Consider the following 12,952-nt stretch of genomic DNA (forward strand, 5'->3'; position numbering starts at 1 on the left):
CACGCCGCAAACGGGAGTTCGATTCTCCCACGGGTCACCAATCTTTTATAACAGTGCTGACGGTATAACAAAGTAGCAAACATAGTAATATGTTTCTAAATAAGGTTTCTTTTGAACAAGAGCGCGTAAGCGCAGGTAAAGTTTTCTTTGCTTACTTTCTTGTTCACAAGAAAGTAAGTGCGTGATTATTGTGACGAGGGTACACCTGTTCCCATTCCGAACACAGTAGTTAAGCTCGTTTACGGTGACAATACTTGGCTGGCGACGGCCCGGGAAGATAACTCATCGCGCACACCGAACACCGACTCGAAAGAGTCGGTGTTTTGTTTTCGTTAAGAATTCCCTGTTCACTGGAATTCACCTCTCCTTGTATGATATAATAGCCTAAATTGGTATTTTATCGCAAGCAGGGGGTCGAGAATGAACAAAATTCTGAAAGAAAAAATCAGCGAGTCGGTGTCGTCTGTCCTGCCGATCACGATCATCGTGCTGCTGCTCAGCGTGACGATCACACCGATGCCGGTCGGCACAATGGTGCTGTTTTTGACCGGTGCGGCGCTGCTTATCGTCGGCATGGCATTGTTTTCACTCGGCACGGACGTATCTATGACGCCTATGGGCGAGGGTATCGGCGCACAGCTGCCGCGCACGAAAAATCTGTTCATCGTGATACTCATTACGCTCATCATCGGCATACTCATCACGATTGCGGAGCCGGATCTGCAGGTTCTGGCCGGTCAGGTGCCGTCCATTCCAAACAATGTGCTGATCTGGACGGTCGCGGTCGGCGTCGGTCTGTTTTTCGTGCTGGCTATGCTGCGTACGCTGTTCAAGATTCGTCTGTCGCTGCTGCTCATTGTGTTTTACGCGGTGGTGTTTATCCTGTCGGCTTTCGTGCCGAACGAGTTCGTTTCTGTGGCATTTGACTCGGGTGGCGTGACCACCGGACCGGTCACCGTACCGTTCATCATGGCACTCGGTGTCGGTTTAGCTTCCATCCGAGGCGATAGCGGCGCACAGGAGGACAGCTTTGGTCTGGTTGCGCTGTGCAGCATCGGGCCGGTGCTGGCGGTGCTGCTGCTTGGCATTTTCTATCCGACAAACGGTGCAGGCTACACGGCAGTGACCGTGCCGGATGTGGAGGACACCCGTCAGGCAGCACACACATTTGTGGTGGAGCTGCCCGCGTACATACACGAGGTTTTGTCCGCACTGGTGCCAATCATCCTGTTCTGCGCGGTATTTCAGCTGATTTTCCGCAGATTCCATGCCATGCAGCTGCGAAAGATCGGCGTGGGCTTTGTGTACACATTTACCGGATTGTCGCTGTTTTTGACCGGCGTAAACGTCGGATTTATGCCCGTGGGCCATTATCTTGGACAGCAGCTGGCGCTGAGCGGACGTGAATGGGTGCTGGTGCCGCTCGGCATGCTTATCGGCTATTTTCTGGTAACTGCGGAGCCGGCCGTGCATGTGCTCAATCGACAGGTCGAGTCCATCACAAACGGCGGCATCTCGCAGAGAGCGATGATGCTCAGCCTGTCCATCGGCGTGGCCTGCTCGGTCGGCATGGCTATGCTGCGCGTATTGACAGGCATTTCAATCTATTATATACTGGTGCCGGGTTATCTTGCCGCACTGGGACTGACTTTCTGCGTGCCGAAAATTTTCACCGGCATCGCATTTGACTCGGGCGGCGTTGCATCCGGTCCGATGACGACCACATTCCTGCTGCCGTTCGCCATGGGCGCGTGTGAAGCGCTCGGCGGCAACGTGATGACTGACGCCTTCGGTATTGTAGCCATGGTAGCCATGACTCCGCTGCTTACCATTCAGGTGCTGGGTCTCATCTATAAAAAGAAACAGAACAGCGAGGATGCGTCCGATGTTTTCGCAGAGGATGAGGACAGCATCATCGTTTTGGAGGGAGCAGAGCATGAGTGAAAACCGACCGCAGATGACGGTTCAGAGCGCGGTAGAGGTCGTGGCGGCCGTTGTTGACGTGGAGCAGGGCGAAAAGGTGCTGCGTATCTATCGTGAGGAACAGGCGCCGGTGGACTTTGTGTGCATGGCACACGGCACGGCGCGCACGGAAATGCTCGACCTGCTTGGCATCGGTGAAACGGCAAAGGCCATTGTGATGTGTATGGTCAGCCGTCAGACCGGCGTTCGCCTGCTCAAAAGGCTCGGACGCGAGCTGGAAATGCGATATCCCGGACGCGGAATCGCGTTTGCCATTCCGATTACAGGCATTGGTCTGCGGTGGCATAAGCTGCTGACCGCTGCAGACGAGGAGCAAAAGGAGGTCAGCAGGATGCACGAGACAGAGAAGAACGACGGTTTTGACGTTGTAGCAGTTGTGATGGAGCGCGGCTATACCAACGTGGCGATGGATGCGGCGCGCAAGGCCGGTGCACGCGGCGGCACGGTTATTTCAGCGCGCGGCATTGCGGAAAATGAGGTCAAGCGGTTTTTCGGTATCGAAATTCAGGCCGAAAAGGAAATCGTGTTCCTCGTGGTGCGAAGCGACGAGAAACAGCAGGTTATGACGGCGCTGATGCAGGCGGTCGGAATGAAGACCCGCAGCCACGGTATTGTGCTGTCAATGCCGCTTTCGGCAGCTATCGGCTTGGCGGATTGAGAATGGAAAAATGGAGAATGGAAAATAAGCGTCTGACGTTTGCTTTCTGTTCTCCGTTTTTTATTGTGTTATTTGGCAGGAAACGGCGGGAACCATCCCGCTCTGCACAATTTATCCCGCAGGGGAGCACAGCGTGCTCTCTTGCAACGTAAAAGAAAACGCTCCACTCCGCACTCTCTACTCTTCACTCTGATAAAATAGTATGGTATAATAAGGGCAGTAATTTTCACAGGGAGAACCCCTGACAGGAGTAGATAACCATGATAAATGAGCACATGATGGATTTAGGCAGCCGCCGTTCGACGATCCGTGAGCTGTTCGAGTACGGGAACAGCCGTGCGGCGATCGTTGGCCGCGAGAACGTATTCGATTTCTCGATCGGCAACCCGAACGTACCCGCCCCGGAGGCGGTTCGTCAGGCGATTTACGCCGAAGCGGCAGGTGATCCGGTTGCACTGCACGGCTATACCTCGGCACAGGGTGCCGCAGATGTGCGAGGCGCACTGGCGGACAGCCTTAACAAGCGTTTCGGCACGGACTACACCGGCGACAGCCTGTACCTGACTGCAGGCGCGGCAGCTGCACTCTCTTGTGCGTTCAAGGCGATCGTCTGCGAGGGTGACGAGATTATTGTGTTTGCGCCGTATTTCCCGGAATATAAAATGTTCATCGAAAGCGGTGCCGGTGCCAAGTGCGTCATTGTGCCGCCGTCTATCGCGGATTTTCAGATTGACTTCGGTGCTCTCGAACAGCGCCTGAATGAGCACACCAAGGCGGTCGTTGTCAACTCGCCGAACAATCCGTCCGGTGCAGTGTACTCCGAGCAGACCATCAAGCGCCTTGCCGACATGCTGCGCGGCAAGGAGAAGGAATACGGTCACCCGATTTACCTCATTTCGGACGAGCCGTACCGCGAGATCGTGTATGATGGCGTGCAGGTGCCGTTTGTGCCGCATTTCTATGACGATACCATTATCTGCTACTCGTACTCCAAGTCGCTGTCGCTGCCGGGTGAGCGTATCGGCTATGTGCTCGTACCGCCGGCAGCCGCCGACAGCAAGGCGCTGTACGCTGCGGTCTGCGGTGCCGGTCGCGCACTCGGTTATGTTTGTGCACCGAGTATGTTCCAGCGCGTAGCGGCACGCTGCGCCGACCAGACCAGCGATATTGCGGTCTACCAGACCAACCGCGACCTGCTCTTTAACGGTCTGACCTCGATGGGGTATCACTGTGTCAAGCCGGACGGCGCGTTTTATCTGTTCCCGCAGACGCTCGAGGCGGACGACCGCGCCTTCAGTGAACGCGCAAAGAAATATGACCTGCTGGTCGTTCCGGGTGCGGATTTCGGTGCCCCCGGTCATATGCGAATTTCTTACTGTGTGAAAACCGAGACCATCGAGCGTGCGCTGCCGCTGTTTGAGCGACTGGCGAAGGAGTATCACTGATTTATTATGTAAAGTTCACAAGTAGTTTCGGTTAATTATGTACAAGATGCCAAGCGGCACTGTGCAAACTGTACAAAATAATGATGGTTGAGTTGTGATATATTCATAAAAACTTGCTCTTGTATTCTTTTCAGGGAAAGTGTATTATAATACCAGAGATCAGGAAAGGATCTCAAAAATACAATCACCTGAATCACTGAAAAGGAGTGCAAAGATTATGGGTATGAGAAGCTTCTTTAATGGACTGGTAAACGCTCGCATGGTAGAACTGGAAGGCGAACACATCAACGCTAAGAGCATGAACCGTACCAATCGTCGCGGCAAGTAATCGTCTGATTAAAAAAACATCACACGAGGAGCCGTAACCGTACATGACAACTGAAGACAGTAAGTGAAACCCTTCCGAGGACAACATTCGGAAGGGTTTTTCTTTTGATGAAGGCAACACCGCACAATTAAAGCTGCGGCGCTTTACGGAAATTTTGTGTCCTGATGTCGTTCCGGCTTTACGGTAATACACAAAGTATTACCGCAAAACCGCGCCTAATCAGTACGCAAAATTTGCTCGTAAATCGCCCTTGTTCAATTATGCGGTATTGCCTTATCCGGTCGGATGCTCCTGCGCGAACTCAATCTGGCGGCGGAAGAACGCAGCGCGTTCCTCGAGTGTGGACGGCCGGATGCTGTGCTTGCCGCAATCCGGACAGACGCGGGTTTCAGCGCTGCCGAAGAAGATAAAGTGGCAGCATTTGGTGTCGCAAGTGTAGATCATGGCTTCACCTCTCTTTTTTACTGAGGACAGTGTACCACAGAGAAAGTCCGATAAAACTCCCTTTCTTGCAGGAGCGCAGGGAAGTATGGTATACTGATAGCAGCAATCATAAAAATTTTTGTCTGGGAGTATCAAAATGGGGGAACAAAAACGCAGTCTGTTACGTCAATTATATTTACCGGCGGTTTTATGCACCGCGCTCTGGGGCAGTGCGGCGCCGTGTGTCAAGTGCGGGTACGAGCTGTTCGCTGTTTCGGCTGACGCGCCGTTTTCGCAGCTTGTATTTGCCGGCTGGCGGTTTGCGCTGGCGGGAATTCTTGTGCTGCTCGTGACTGGGCTGAAAGGACACCGAATCGTGCCCAAACGGGACGAAATCAAGCCGATTCTGGCAATCAGTCTGTTTCAGAGCATGCTGCAGTATGTGTGCTACTACATCGGTCTGAGCGGCACGACCGGCACCAAAGGCTCGGTGCTCTCCGGCACGCAGACGTTTTTCGCGCTGCTGTTGGCGCATTGCCTGCTGCCGAATGATAAGCTCAACCGACGGAAAACGCTTGGCTGCATCTGCGGCTTTGCGGGCGTGCTCGCGCTCGGACTGGGCGGACTGAACGGCTTCAACCTCACTGGTGACGGTCTGGTGCTGCTGAGCGCGGTCTCGGCGGGCGCGGGCGCGCTTGTCTCGCGCATTTACACGCCCGGCCGTGATCCCATGCTGCTGACCGGATGGCAGCTGCTTATCGGTGGCTGTTTTCTGCTGGGTGTCGGCGCGGCTGGCGGAGGCGCACTCGGTCGGGTGACGCTCGGCGGCGTTCTGCTGCTTGGCTACATGATCGCGCTGTCTGCGGCCGCGTTTACCATCTGGACGGCGCTTTTGGGTAAATTTCCGGTCGGAAAGGTCAGCCTGTTCGGCTTCCTGATTCCGGTGTTCGGCACGTTGTTCTCCGCGCTCGTGCTCGGCGAGAATATCTTCACCGTACGCAATCTGGCGGCGCTTGTGTTGGTCAGCGGAGGTATTGCCGTTGCCAATTCGACATCGACAAAAAAGTAACACCGCAGACGGAATTGCGGTGCATAAAGGGTTAATTTATGGTATTTAGTTCTGCAATTTCGCTGTTTTTCTTTGTGCCGATCGTGTTTCTGCTCGATCGCAGGCTGTCGAACGTGGATGCGAAAAACACCTGGCTGCTCTTCGCAAGTCTGGTGTTCTACTCGTTCGGACAGGTGTATTACCTGCCGCTGCTGCTCGCATCGGTGGCGCTCAACTACGTCTGCGGACGGTTGGCCGCAGGAAAGTACGCCAAACTCGGCGTCACGCTTGCTGTCCTCGGCGGAATAGGGCTGCTCGCCGTGTTCAAGTACGCGGATTTTGCTATCCGCACAGTGAACGCACTGTGCGGGCTGCACCTGCCGCTGACCGGCATTGCGCTGCCCATCGGTATCTCGTTCTTCACCTTCCAAGGGTTAAGCTACGTCATCGACGTGTACCGTGAGCCTCAAACGGTCTCTCACTCGTTCAAGAAGGTGCTGCTGTACATCGCGTTTTTCCCGCAGCTGATCGCCGGACCGATCGTCAAATACCACGACATCGAGCAGGAAATCGACAGCCGCTGCACCACACCGCAGGAGACCGCGCTTGGCATCCGCCGGTTTATCTGCGGTTTGAGCAAAAAGCTGCTGCTGTCGAACGCGCTCGGTCAGATGGCGGACACGGTGTTCGCGCTGCCTGCCGGAGAAATCGGCATGCTGGCAGGATGGATGGGCGCCATTTGCTACACGCTGCAGATCTACTTCGATTTTTCCGGCTACAGCGATATGGCCATCGGTCTCGGACGTATGTTCGGCTTCCATTTCCGCGAAAACTTCAATTATCCGTACACCGCGACCACCATCAAGGAGTTCTGGCGCCGCTGGCACATTTCGCTGTCCGGCTGGTTCCGCGACTATCTGTATATTCCGCTCGGCGGCAACCGAAAGGGGAATGCGCGGACGTGGCTCAACCGTTTTCTCGTATTTTTTGCAACCGGACTGTGGCACGGCGCAAGCTGGACGTTTGTCCTCTGGGGACTGTGGCACGGCTTGTTTTCCGTGCTTGAAGACTGCGGTGCGATTCCGGTGGACAAGCTCAAGGGAAAACGAATCGGACAGCTGTACACGCTGCTCGTGGTCGTGCTCGGCTTTACGCTGTTCCGCTCGGACACGCTGGCGCAGGCGGGTGCCATGTATGCCGCGATGTTCTCCGGCGTGGGTCTGCACTGGCTGGGCACAGCGGCTGTCTGGGCAAAATTTACGCCTGCGTTTGCACTGACGCTGTGTCTTGCACTGCTCCTGTGTACGCCTGTGGCCCGTGAGCATACGCCGAAACGTGAGAGTGTGACGTTCATCGGCTCTCTGGGTTTGCTGCTGCTGTGCATGATGTACCTTGCGGCAGGCTCGTTTAATCCGTTCATTTACTTCCGATTTTGAGGTGAAATATGAAATATAAATGGTTTACAGCGGCGTTTTTGTCGCTGTGCCTGATTCCGGCGGCGGGTATGCTCGTGCTGCCCGAACAGCAGGCGGCAGGCAATGAGCATCTCACGCCCAAGCCGAGCCTGTGGAACGCGCAGACCGGTTGGAACGCAGACTTTCTCGGCGACCTGACTGATTATGTTGCCGACCATTTCGGCTTTCGGCAGGAGCTCGTCACCGCGAATGCCGCGCTGCAGACCAGGCTGCTGTGCACCTCGCCTGCTGAGGACGTCATTTACGGTACGGACGGCTGGCTGTACTACGCGAAAACGCTCGATGATTATCAGAATCACGCAACGCTGACCGAGAGTGAGGCGCAGCAGCTGGCGCAGACGGTAAAATCCATGCAGGACTACTGCGAAAGCCGCGGCGCGCGCTTTCTGTTTACGATTGCGCCGAATAAAAACTCGCTTTACCCGGAGCACATGCCTGCGCGCTACCTGACCGAGGACGCGGACGGCAGCTACGAGCGCGTGCTGCCGTATCTCGAGCAGGAGGGCGTGAACTATGCCGACCTGTTCTCCGTGTTCCGCGCACACGCAAACGTGCTGTATTATAAGACCGACTCGCACTGGACGAACCGCGGCGCCGCGCTCGCACACGATTATCTGATGAACACGCTCGGTCTGCCGCATACGGCGTTCACGGATGAGGAATATACGACCGAGCGGAGTCACAGCGGCGATCTTTACCAAATGCTGTACCCGAAGGGCACGCAAAAGGAGGAAACGCAGGTGTATCGGACCTCGTTTTCGTATGTGAACCAGCCGCGCTCGGACGAGGATATCCTCATGCAGACCACACAGGAGAATGCGCCGAACGGCCGTCTGCTGCTGTGCCGCGATTCGTTCGGCAATGCACTGCATCCGTTTCTTGCGGAGGATTTTCGTAAGGCGATCATCACCCGGCAGATGCCGTATCCATTGGAGCAGGTGCAGGAGGGCGATACGGTCATCATCGAGATTGTCGAGCGAAATCTGCCGAATATTTTCAAGGCAATACCGCATGATTGAACAAGAGCGATTTGCAAGTAAATTTTGTGTACTGACGCGACGCGGTTTTGCGGTAATACTTGATGTATTACCGCGAAGCCGCAACAAAGTCAGGACGTAAAATTTCTGCAAAGCGCCGCAGCTTTAATTGTGCGGTGTTGCCTCAGATATTCACCGGATTTGGGGAACAAAACCGAACCGTAATCCGTCTAATCAGTATCCGCAGGAGAAATAAACAATATGGAGGAAATTTTATGAAAAAGCTGACAGCCATGCTGCTGGCACTGACGCTCTGCTTTGGTCTTGCTGCGTGCGGCGGCAACACCGCACAGGATGATACCAAGGACGAGAGCCAGACCGTCCAGACCGGCAAAACCGAGGATAAGAAGGACGAAGCGAAGACTGAGGAGAAATCCGACGAGACCAAGACCGAGGACGCAAAGACCGAGACTGGTGATAAGACCTCGACCGACAGCAAAACCGAGGATAAAACCAACGAAACCAAGCCGGTGACGAGCAGCACGAACACTACGACCGCAAAGCCGTCTGGTTCAGCGGGCACGAGCAAACCGTCTGCCTCGACGAGCAAACCGGCGGCATCCGCTCCGGAAAGCAAGCCGGCACAGAGCAAGCCTGCGGCGAGCGCTCCGGCTGAGACCAAACCTGCAGAACCGGCGAAGCCGACTGCCTCTCAGGCGAGCGGGTACGTCGGCTCGTCCGCATCCGCACTCGAGAGCGCACTCGGCGCACCGACATCCAAGAGCTATTCGCCGAGCTGCATGGGCGAAGGCGAGGACGGCATCTGGACGTATGACGGGTTTACCGTTTATACCTATAAAGAGGGCGGTTCGGAGACTGTCGAAGCGGTTCAATAAATTAGCAGTTAGTAATTGACGATATGGTTTTATGTTTCGCAGGGGAGGCCGGTGGCCTCCCCTGTTCGCATTCTGCAGAGGTAAAATAAAAGGGCAGACCGGTGGTCTGCCCTATGGGAGATAAAATTCTCAATTACTGATTCATCAGAGAATGCGTCGCTGCGGTTTATTCGCTACCTGCTTCACGGCCTTGCACGGCACGCCGATGGCAAGCATACCTGCCGGTATATCCTCCGTCACAACGCTGCCTGCGCCGATGACGGCGTTATCGCCGATGGTGACGCCCGGACAAATCTGCACGCCCATGCCAATCCAGACGTTATTGCCGATGGTGACCGGTTTGGCATATTCCAGCCCGGCGTTGCGCTGTGCAACATCGAACGGATGGCCTGCGGTCGAGATACAGCAGTTCGGGCCGATGAACACATGGTCACCGATGGTGACCGGTGCCGCGTCCAGGATCACAAGGTTATGGTTTGCATAAAATGCACGGCCGACACGCGTATGGCTGCCGTAATCGACAAAAAACGGCGGCTCAATGACAATATCGGGCGCACAGGCGCCTAAAATGGCATGCAGAAGGGCGTTTTTCTCCTCCTTCTGGGAGGAACGGAGTGTATTGTAATCCATGCACAGGTCGCTGGTCTGCGCACGCGCTTCGAGCAGTGCGGGGTCGCTGTTGGCGTCATACAGCAAGCCGGAAGTGGCTTTTTCAAGTTCGGTCATCGTCAAGGTTCCTCCTTAATTCTGGTGGCGTACCAGTTCATAATCATCGCCGGAGCGGTAGTACGGACAGCTTTTGCCGGTCTGCATCAGGCGGTAGAATTCGTCCTCATCCAGATAGGCTTCGCATACATATTCATCCATTTCATCATCGTAAACGTTGTAGGCGCAGTCGTCACAGGTTCCGGTCATCGGTCAGCGCTCCTTTCAATTTGGTCGATTGCGGCTTGCAGAATAGCCTCGGGGTCGTTGCCGCAGATGTCGAGACACTCCGCATAGATGAGTCTGGTCTCGCGGATACCGAAGTATTCTTTGGCCATAGCGGTCAGATAGTCGAAGCTGAACCGCGGATCGTACGCGCCGCCTGCGGTGGTGATGTAGGTCAGACTGCGGGCGCGGCACAGGCCACATGACTGTCCGTGGTCGTTGTAGGCGCTGACAATACCGGGGACATAAATGTTCTCGATGTAGGTTTTCAGCTGTGCCGGAAAGCCCAGATCCCAGTAGGGAGCGGCAATGATGATATCGTCGGCATCAGCAAACTGGTGGGCATAATCGAACATCGGGTCGTGCCATTTGCCGCCGGCAATGAGCGATTCGCGGTGAGCAAGCCGTTCACGGTCGAGCGGGACAAGCGGCTGATCGTATATATTCAGCTCAGTGACGTCGCTTATGCGTGCAAGATAGGCGCGCGCCAGCCGTGCCGTCCGCGACTCTTCCCGCGGACAGGCGTTGATGTAGAGTGTCATGGTATCCTTCCTTCTTCTTGTTCCTAACTATATAGTATAGCAGAAAAATGAGGAATTAGGAATTAGTAAATAGAAATTATTGTGAGGATGAAACCCATCCCTGCGGTACAGCTCAGTAAATTAGCAGATTATTTTATGCTGTTTACCAGAGTCTGCCAAACTGCGGTATCGAAAGCTTCATCCGCGATAAAGCAATAGCTATACTTGCTATCCTTCCACTCGGCCGAGGTATAACCTGTCTCGGCATAGAGCAGTGCGTCCGTACCCTCAAGTTTCTCGCCGGAAACGGCATGGTTCATACCTTCGAGCGCGTCCTCGCCCTGCCCCATGCAGTACTTGAGCGTATGACCCTGCGTATCCGCATAGACCACCACGGCTATGCCGAACTGATTGGATGCCGAATCGAACGCATAACCGTCAGGCAAGCTCTGCGGCAGCGCCAGCGGGAAGGAGAGCGCAGCGGCAAGCGCGTCTGTCGTGTCGTAATCCTGCGGCGCGGTGGCGGTGACAGGCGGTTCCTTTCCCTCACCATCCGGATTAGCAGACGTGCGGTTTATCTGCATAACAGCTGTGCCGCCGATAATCAGTACCAAACAAGCTGCAGCCGCTCCGTATCTTCTCCAGGCGGACGGTTTGCGCACCGTCGGTTTATCCAAGGCATCGTGCAGGCGCTGCTCGAGGTCGGGAGACGGATTGACGTGCTCCATCAAACGGTTGTACTTATTCATCGAAATCATACGCCTCCTTCAGTGTCTCTTTGAGCATACTGCGTCCGCGGTGCAGCAGGGAACGCACGGTGTTTTCTTTTTGACCGAGAATGCGTGCAATTTCTGTAGTGGAGTAGCCCTCGTGGTAGAACAGATGAATGGGTTCGCGGTACTTGGGCGGCAGAGCACGCACGGCATCCCACACAAACGCAAGGTCACTGTCTAAGTCATCGCACGGATAGCTTTCCTTGAGTGCGTTCGTGTGCTTGAACCACGCCGAATTCAGCTTGTTTTTGCTCAGGTTGATGGCAACACGGAGCAGCCACGCCTTTTCGTGCGCCGATGATTCCAGTTCCGGGGAAGTGCGCATATACTGCAGAAAGGTGTCCTGCAGTACGTCCTCTGCATCGCTTTTGTTGCGTAAGTACGCATAAGCCGCACGAAACACAGCCGTACCCCATCTATCATATAACTGCGCAAGCTGTGCGTGCGCTGCCGCCGGAGCACGCGCAGGCGTGACCGCCTGCAGGACGGCAAACAGCAGCCGCCGGAACCGGCTGATTGGAATCGTCGGTGTCATGATGTCACCTCTATGGATCAATTTGTTTTCTGATCTATATACATTTAATGTAACAAAAATGTTGCGTAAGGCATAGAAAAATTTTTTGAAAAGGCTGCAGCATTTTACGGTTCTCGATTGTATCAATAGCGAACGGCAAAAACACGCAAACAATGAAAGGAAGATTTTTATGAAAAAGACGATTTCTATGATGATGGCACTGGCAGTAGCCGGTTCGATGTCAGCACCGGCTATGGCGGCAAACGATGAGCCGATGGTCATTTCTCCGGCGCCGAATACACAGAGTCAGCAGGCACAGATGAAGATTGTTATCAAGGGTCAGACCACGTCCCTGCAGACGATTTCCGTAAATGGCTGCACAATGGCTCCGGTACGCGCGGTTGCAGAGGCACTGGGCTACACCGTCAAGTGGGACGCAGCAAAGAAGGCGATCAACCTCAACACCAAGGAAACACAGTGTGACCTGCGCATTGGCGATAACAGCTATGTAGTCTACACGGCGATCGAGGGCATGATTGGCATGAGCGCACCGTTTTCGCTCGGCGCTGCGCCGATCATCAAGGACGGCAGCACCTATGTTCCGGTCGATCTGTTCGTATCGCTCTGCGGCAACGATCCTGCTGTGGTAAAGGTCAGCGGCGACACCATCATCATTGACCCGGATGCCAAGACCGAAGACGGCGATTCCGATCAGATTCCGAATCCGCTGACCGTCCATAACTCCCTTGCAGAGCTTGCAAAGGCAGTCGGCTTTGACGTCAAGGCGCCGACCGTGCCCGCAGAGCAGGAAATCAGTGAGACAGAGGTCGCGGCGGTAGTCAGCAGCGCCTTATAAAAGATTTAAGAGTGGAGATTTTCTCCACTCTTTCTCTTTTGCGGGTATACAGAAAAAGAGTGGAAAGTTCTTCACTCTCCACTCTTAAGGCAACACCGCACAATTAAGACTGCGGTGCTTTGCGG

The 12,952-nt window shown here is 54.7% G+C and carries 14 protein-coding genes and 1 rRNA gene; 9 read left to right on the forward strand and 6 right to left on the reverse strand.

Going from position 1 to position 12,952, the window contains the following annotated elements; genetic code table 11:
* Positions 1-177: 177 nt before the first annotated feature.
* The 4 genes from rrf to PGS25_RS14770 all read left to right on the forward strand — a co-directional run bounded on the left by rrf (position 178) and on the right by PGS25_RS14770 (position 4,086).
* Positions 178-294, forward strand: a 5S ribosomal RNA gene (gene rrf / locus PGS25_RS14755).
* 126 nt (positions 295-420) lie between these two features.
* On the forward strand, positions 421-1,944 hold the full coding sequence (locus PGS25_RS14760) for a DUF1538 domain-containing protein (RefSeq protein ID WP_270419291.1): 1,524 nt from the start codon (positions 421-423) through the stop codon (positions 1,942-1,944).
* On the forward strand, positions 1,937-2,641 hold the full coding sequence (locus tag PGS25_RS14765) for a hypothetical protein (RefSeq protein WP_110436608.1): 705 nt from the start codon (positions 1,937-1,939) through the stop codon (positions 2,639-2,641). Before PGS25_RS14760 ends, PGS25_RS14765 begins: the two co-directional genes overlap by 8 nt.
* A 260-nt stretch (positions 2,642-2,901) precedes the next feature.
* The gene (locus tag PGS25_RS14770) at positions 2,902-4,086 is read left to right on the forward strand and encodes a pyridoxal phosphate-dependent aminotransferase (protein WP_270419294.1); all 1,185 of its coding nucleotides are present in this window, start codon (positions 2,902-2,904) and stop codon (positions 4,084-4,086) included.
* A gap of 601 nt (positions 4,087-4,687) precedes the next feature.
* Here the strand turns inward: PGS25_RS14770 and PGS25_RS14775 are convergent.
* Positions 4,688-4,858, reverse strand: a complete 171-nt coding sequence (locus tag PGS25_RS14775) for a hypothetical protein (RefSeq protein WP_158575305.1) — start codon at positions 4,856-4,858, stop codon at positions 4,688-4,690.
* A 136-nt stretch (positions 4,859-4,994) separates the two neighbouring features.
* On the opposite strand from PGS25_RS14775, the gene PGS25_RS14780 reads away from it, so the two are divergent.
* From PGS25_RS14780 to PGS25_RS14795, 4 genes are all read left to right on the forward strand, one after another.
* Positions 4,995-5,906: a DMT family transporter gene (locus tag PGS25_RS14780; protein WP_270419295.1), complete on the forward strand. Its 912-nt coding sequence runs from the start codon at positions 4,995-4,997 to the stop codon at positions 5,904-5,906.
* Between the two features lie 38 nt (positions 5,907-5,944).
* Entirely contained in the window at positions 5,945-7,321 is a 1,377-nt protein-coding gene (locus PGS25_RS14785; protein WP_270419297.1) for an MBOAT family O-acyltransferase, read from the forward strand.
* Between the two features lie 8 nt (positions 7,322-7,329).
* Positions 7,330-8,379 carry an alginate O-acetyltransferase AlgX-related protein gene (locus PGS25_RS14790; RefSeq protein ID WP_270419299.1) on the forward strand — a complete coding sequence of 350 codons (1,050 nt, stop codon included), beginning with the start codon at positions 7,330-7,332 and terminating at the stop codon, positions 8,377-8,379.
* Positions 8,380-8,612: 233 nt separating this feature from the next.
* A complete protein-coding gene (locus tag PGS25_RS14795) occupies positions 8,613-9,233 on the forward strand; it encodes a hypothetical protein (RefSeq protein ID WP_270419301.1) in 621 nt (206 codons plus the stop codon).
* Positions 9,234-9,377: 144 nt separating this feature from the next.
* Here the strand turns inward: PGS25_RS14795 and PGS25_RS14800 are convergent, their stop codons facing one another.
* The 5 genes from PGS25_RS14800 to PGS25_RS14820 form a co-directional block, all read right to left on the reverse strand.
* Positions 9,378-9,959, reverse strand: a complete 582-nt coding sequence (locus PGS25_RS14800) for a sugar O-acetyltransferase (protein WP_270419302.1) — start codon at positions 9,957-9,959, stop codon at positions 9,378-9,380.
* Between the two features lie 15 nt (positions 9,960-9,974).
* Positions 9,975-10,148, reverse strand: coding sequence for a DUF6472 family protein (locus PGS25_RS14805; RefSeq protein WP_165815537.1), 174 nt, complete (start codon positions 10,146-10,148; stop codon positions 9,975-9,977).
* Positions 10,145-10,705, reverse strand: a complete 561-nt coding sequence (locus PGS25_RS14810) for an NAD(P)H-dependent oxidoreductase (protein ID WP_270419304.1) — start codon at positions 10,703-10,705, stop codon at positions 10,145-10,147. Before PGS25_RS14810 ends, PGS25_RS14805 begins: the two co-directional genes overlap by 4 nt.
* Before the next feature lie 128 nt (positions 10,706-10,833).
* The gene (locus PGS25_RS14815) at positions 10,834-11,433 is read right to left on the reverse strand and encodes a hypothetical protein (protein ID WP_270419306.1); all 600 of its coding nucleotides are present in this window, start codon (positions 11,431-11,433) and stop codon (positions 10,834-10,836) included.
* A complete protein-coding gene (locus PGS25_RS14820) occupies positions 11,426-11,992 on the reverse strand; it encodes an RNA polymerase sigma factor (protein WP_270419308.1) in 567 nt (188 codons plus the stop codon). Before PGS25_RS14820 ends, PGS25_RS14815 begins: the two co-directional genes overlap by 8 nt.
* Before the next feature lie 169 nt (positions 11,993-12,161).
* Between PGS25_RS14820 and PGS25_RS14825 the strand changes: the two genes are divergently transcribed.
* Positions 12,162-12,827 (forward strand): copper amine oxidase N-terminal domain-containing protein, encoded by a 666-nt coding sequence (locus PGS25_RS14825; protein ID WP_270419310.1) that lies wholly within the window; start codon positions 12,162-12,164, stop codon positions 12,825-12,827.
* Positions 12,828-12,952: the final 125 nt, after the last annotated feature.

The organism is Butyricicoccus sp. AM78-15b2TA, assembly GCF_027665985.1.
In the GTDB taxonomy this organism is placed as follows: Bacteria; Bacillota; Clostridia; order Oscillospirales; family Butyricicoccaceae; genus Agathobaculum; species Agathobaculum butyriciproducens.

Excerpts from the sequence above, each read along its gene's own strand:
- PGS25_RS14760 (WP_270419291.1), top strand. The coding sequence starts at position 421 with ATGAACAAAATTCTGAAAGAAAAAATCAGCGAGTCGGTGTCGTCTGTC.
- PGS25_RS14765 (WP_110436608.1), top strand. The coding sequence starts at position 1,937 with ATGAGTGAAAACCGACCGCAGATGACGGTTCAGAGCGCGGTAGAGGTC.
- PGS25_RS14770 (WP_270419294.1), top strand. The coding sequence starts at position 2,902 with ATGATAAATGAGCACATGATGGATTTAGGCAGCCGCCGTTCGACGATC.
- PGS25_RS14775 (WP_158575305.1), bottom strand. The coding sequence starts at position 4,858 with ATGATCTACACTTGCGACACCAAATGCTGCCACTTTATCTTCTTCGGC.
- PGS25_RS14780 (WP_270419295.1), top strand. The coding sequence starts at position 4,995 with ATGGGGGAACAAAAACGCAGTCTGTTACGTCAATTATATTTACCGGCG.
- PGS25_RS14785 (WP_270419297.1), top strand. The coding sequence starts at position 5,945 with ATGGTATTTAGTTCTGCAATTTCGCTGTTTTTCTTTGTGCCGATCGTG.
- PGS25_RS14790 (WP_270419299.1), top strand. The coding sequence starts at position 7,330 with ATGAAATATAAATGGTTTACAGCGGCGTTTTTGTCGCTGTGCCTGATT.
- PGS25_RS14795 (WP_270419301.1), top strand. The coding sequence starts at position 8,613 with ATGAAAAAGCTGACAGCCATGCTGCTGGCACTGACGCTCTGCTTTGGT.
- PGS25_RS14800 (WP_270419302.1), bottom strand. The coding sequence starts at position 9,959 with ATGACCGAACTTGAAAAAGCCACTTCCGGCTTGCTGTATGACGCCAAC.
- PGS25_RS14805 (WP_165815537.1), bottom strand. The coding sequence starts at position 10,148 with ATGACCGGAACCTGTGACGACTGCGCCTACAACGTTTACGATGATGAA.
- PGS25_RS14810 (WP_270419304.1), bottom strand. The coding sequence starts at position 10,705 with ATGACACTCTACATCAACGCCTGTCCGCGGGAAGAGTCGCGGACGGCA.
- PGS25_RS14815 (WP_270419306.1), bottom strand. The coding sequence starts at position 11,433 with ATGAATAAGTACAACCGTTTGATGGAGCACGTCAATCCGTCTCCCGAC.
- PGS25_RS14820 (WP_270419308.1), bottom strand. The coding sequence starts at position 11,992 with ATGACACCGACGATTCCAATCAGCCGGTTCCGGCGGCTGCTGTTTGCC.
- PGS25_RS14825 (WP_270419310.1), top strand. The coding sequence starts at position 12,162 with ATGAAAAAGACGATTTCTATGATGATGGCACTGGCAGTAGCCGGTTCG.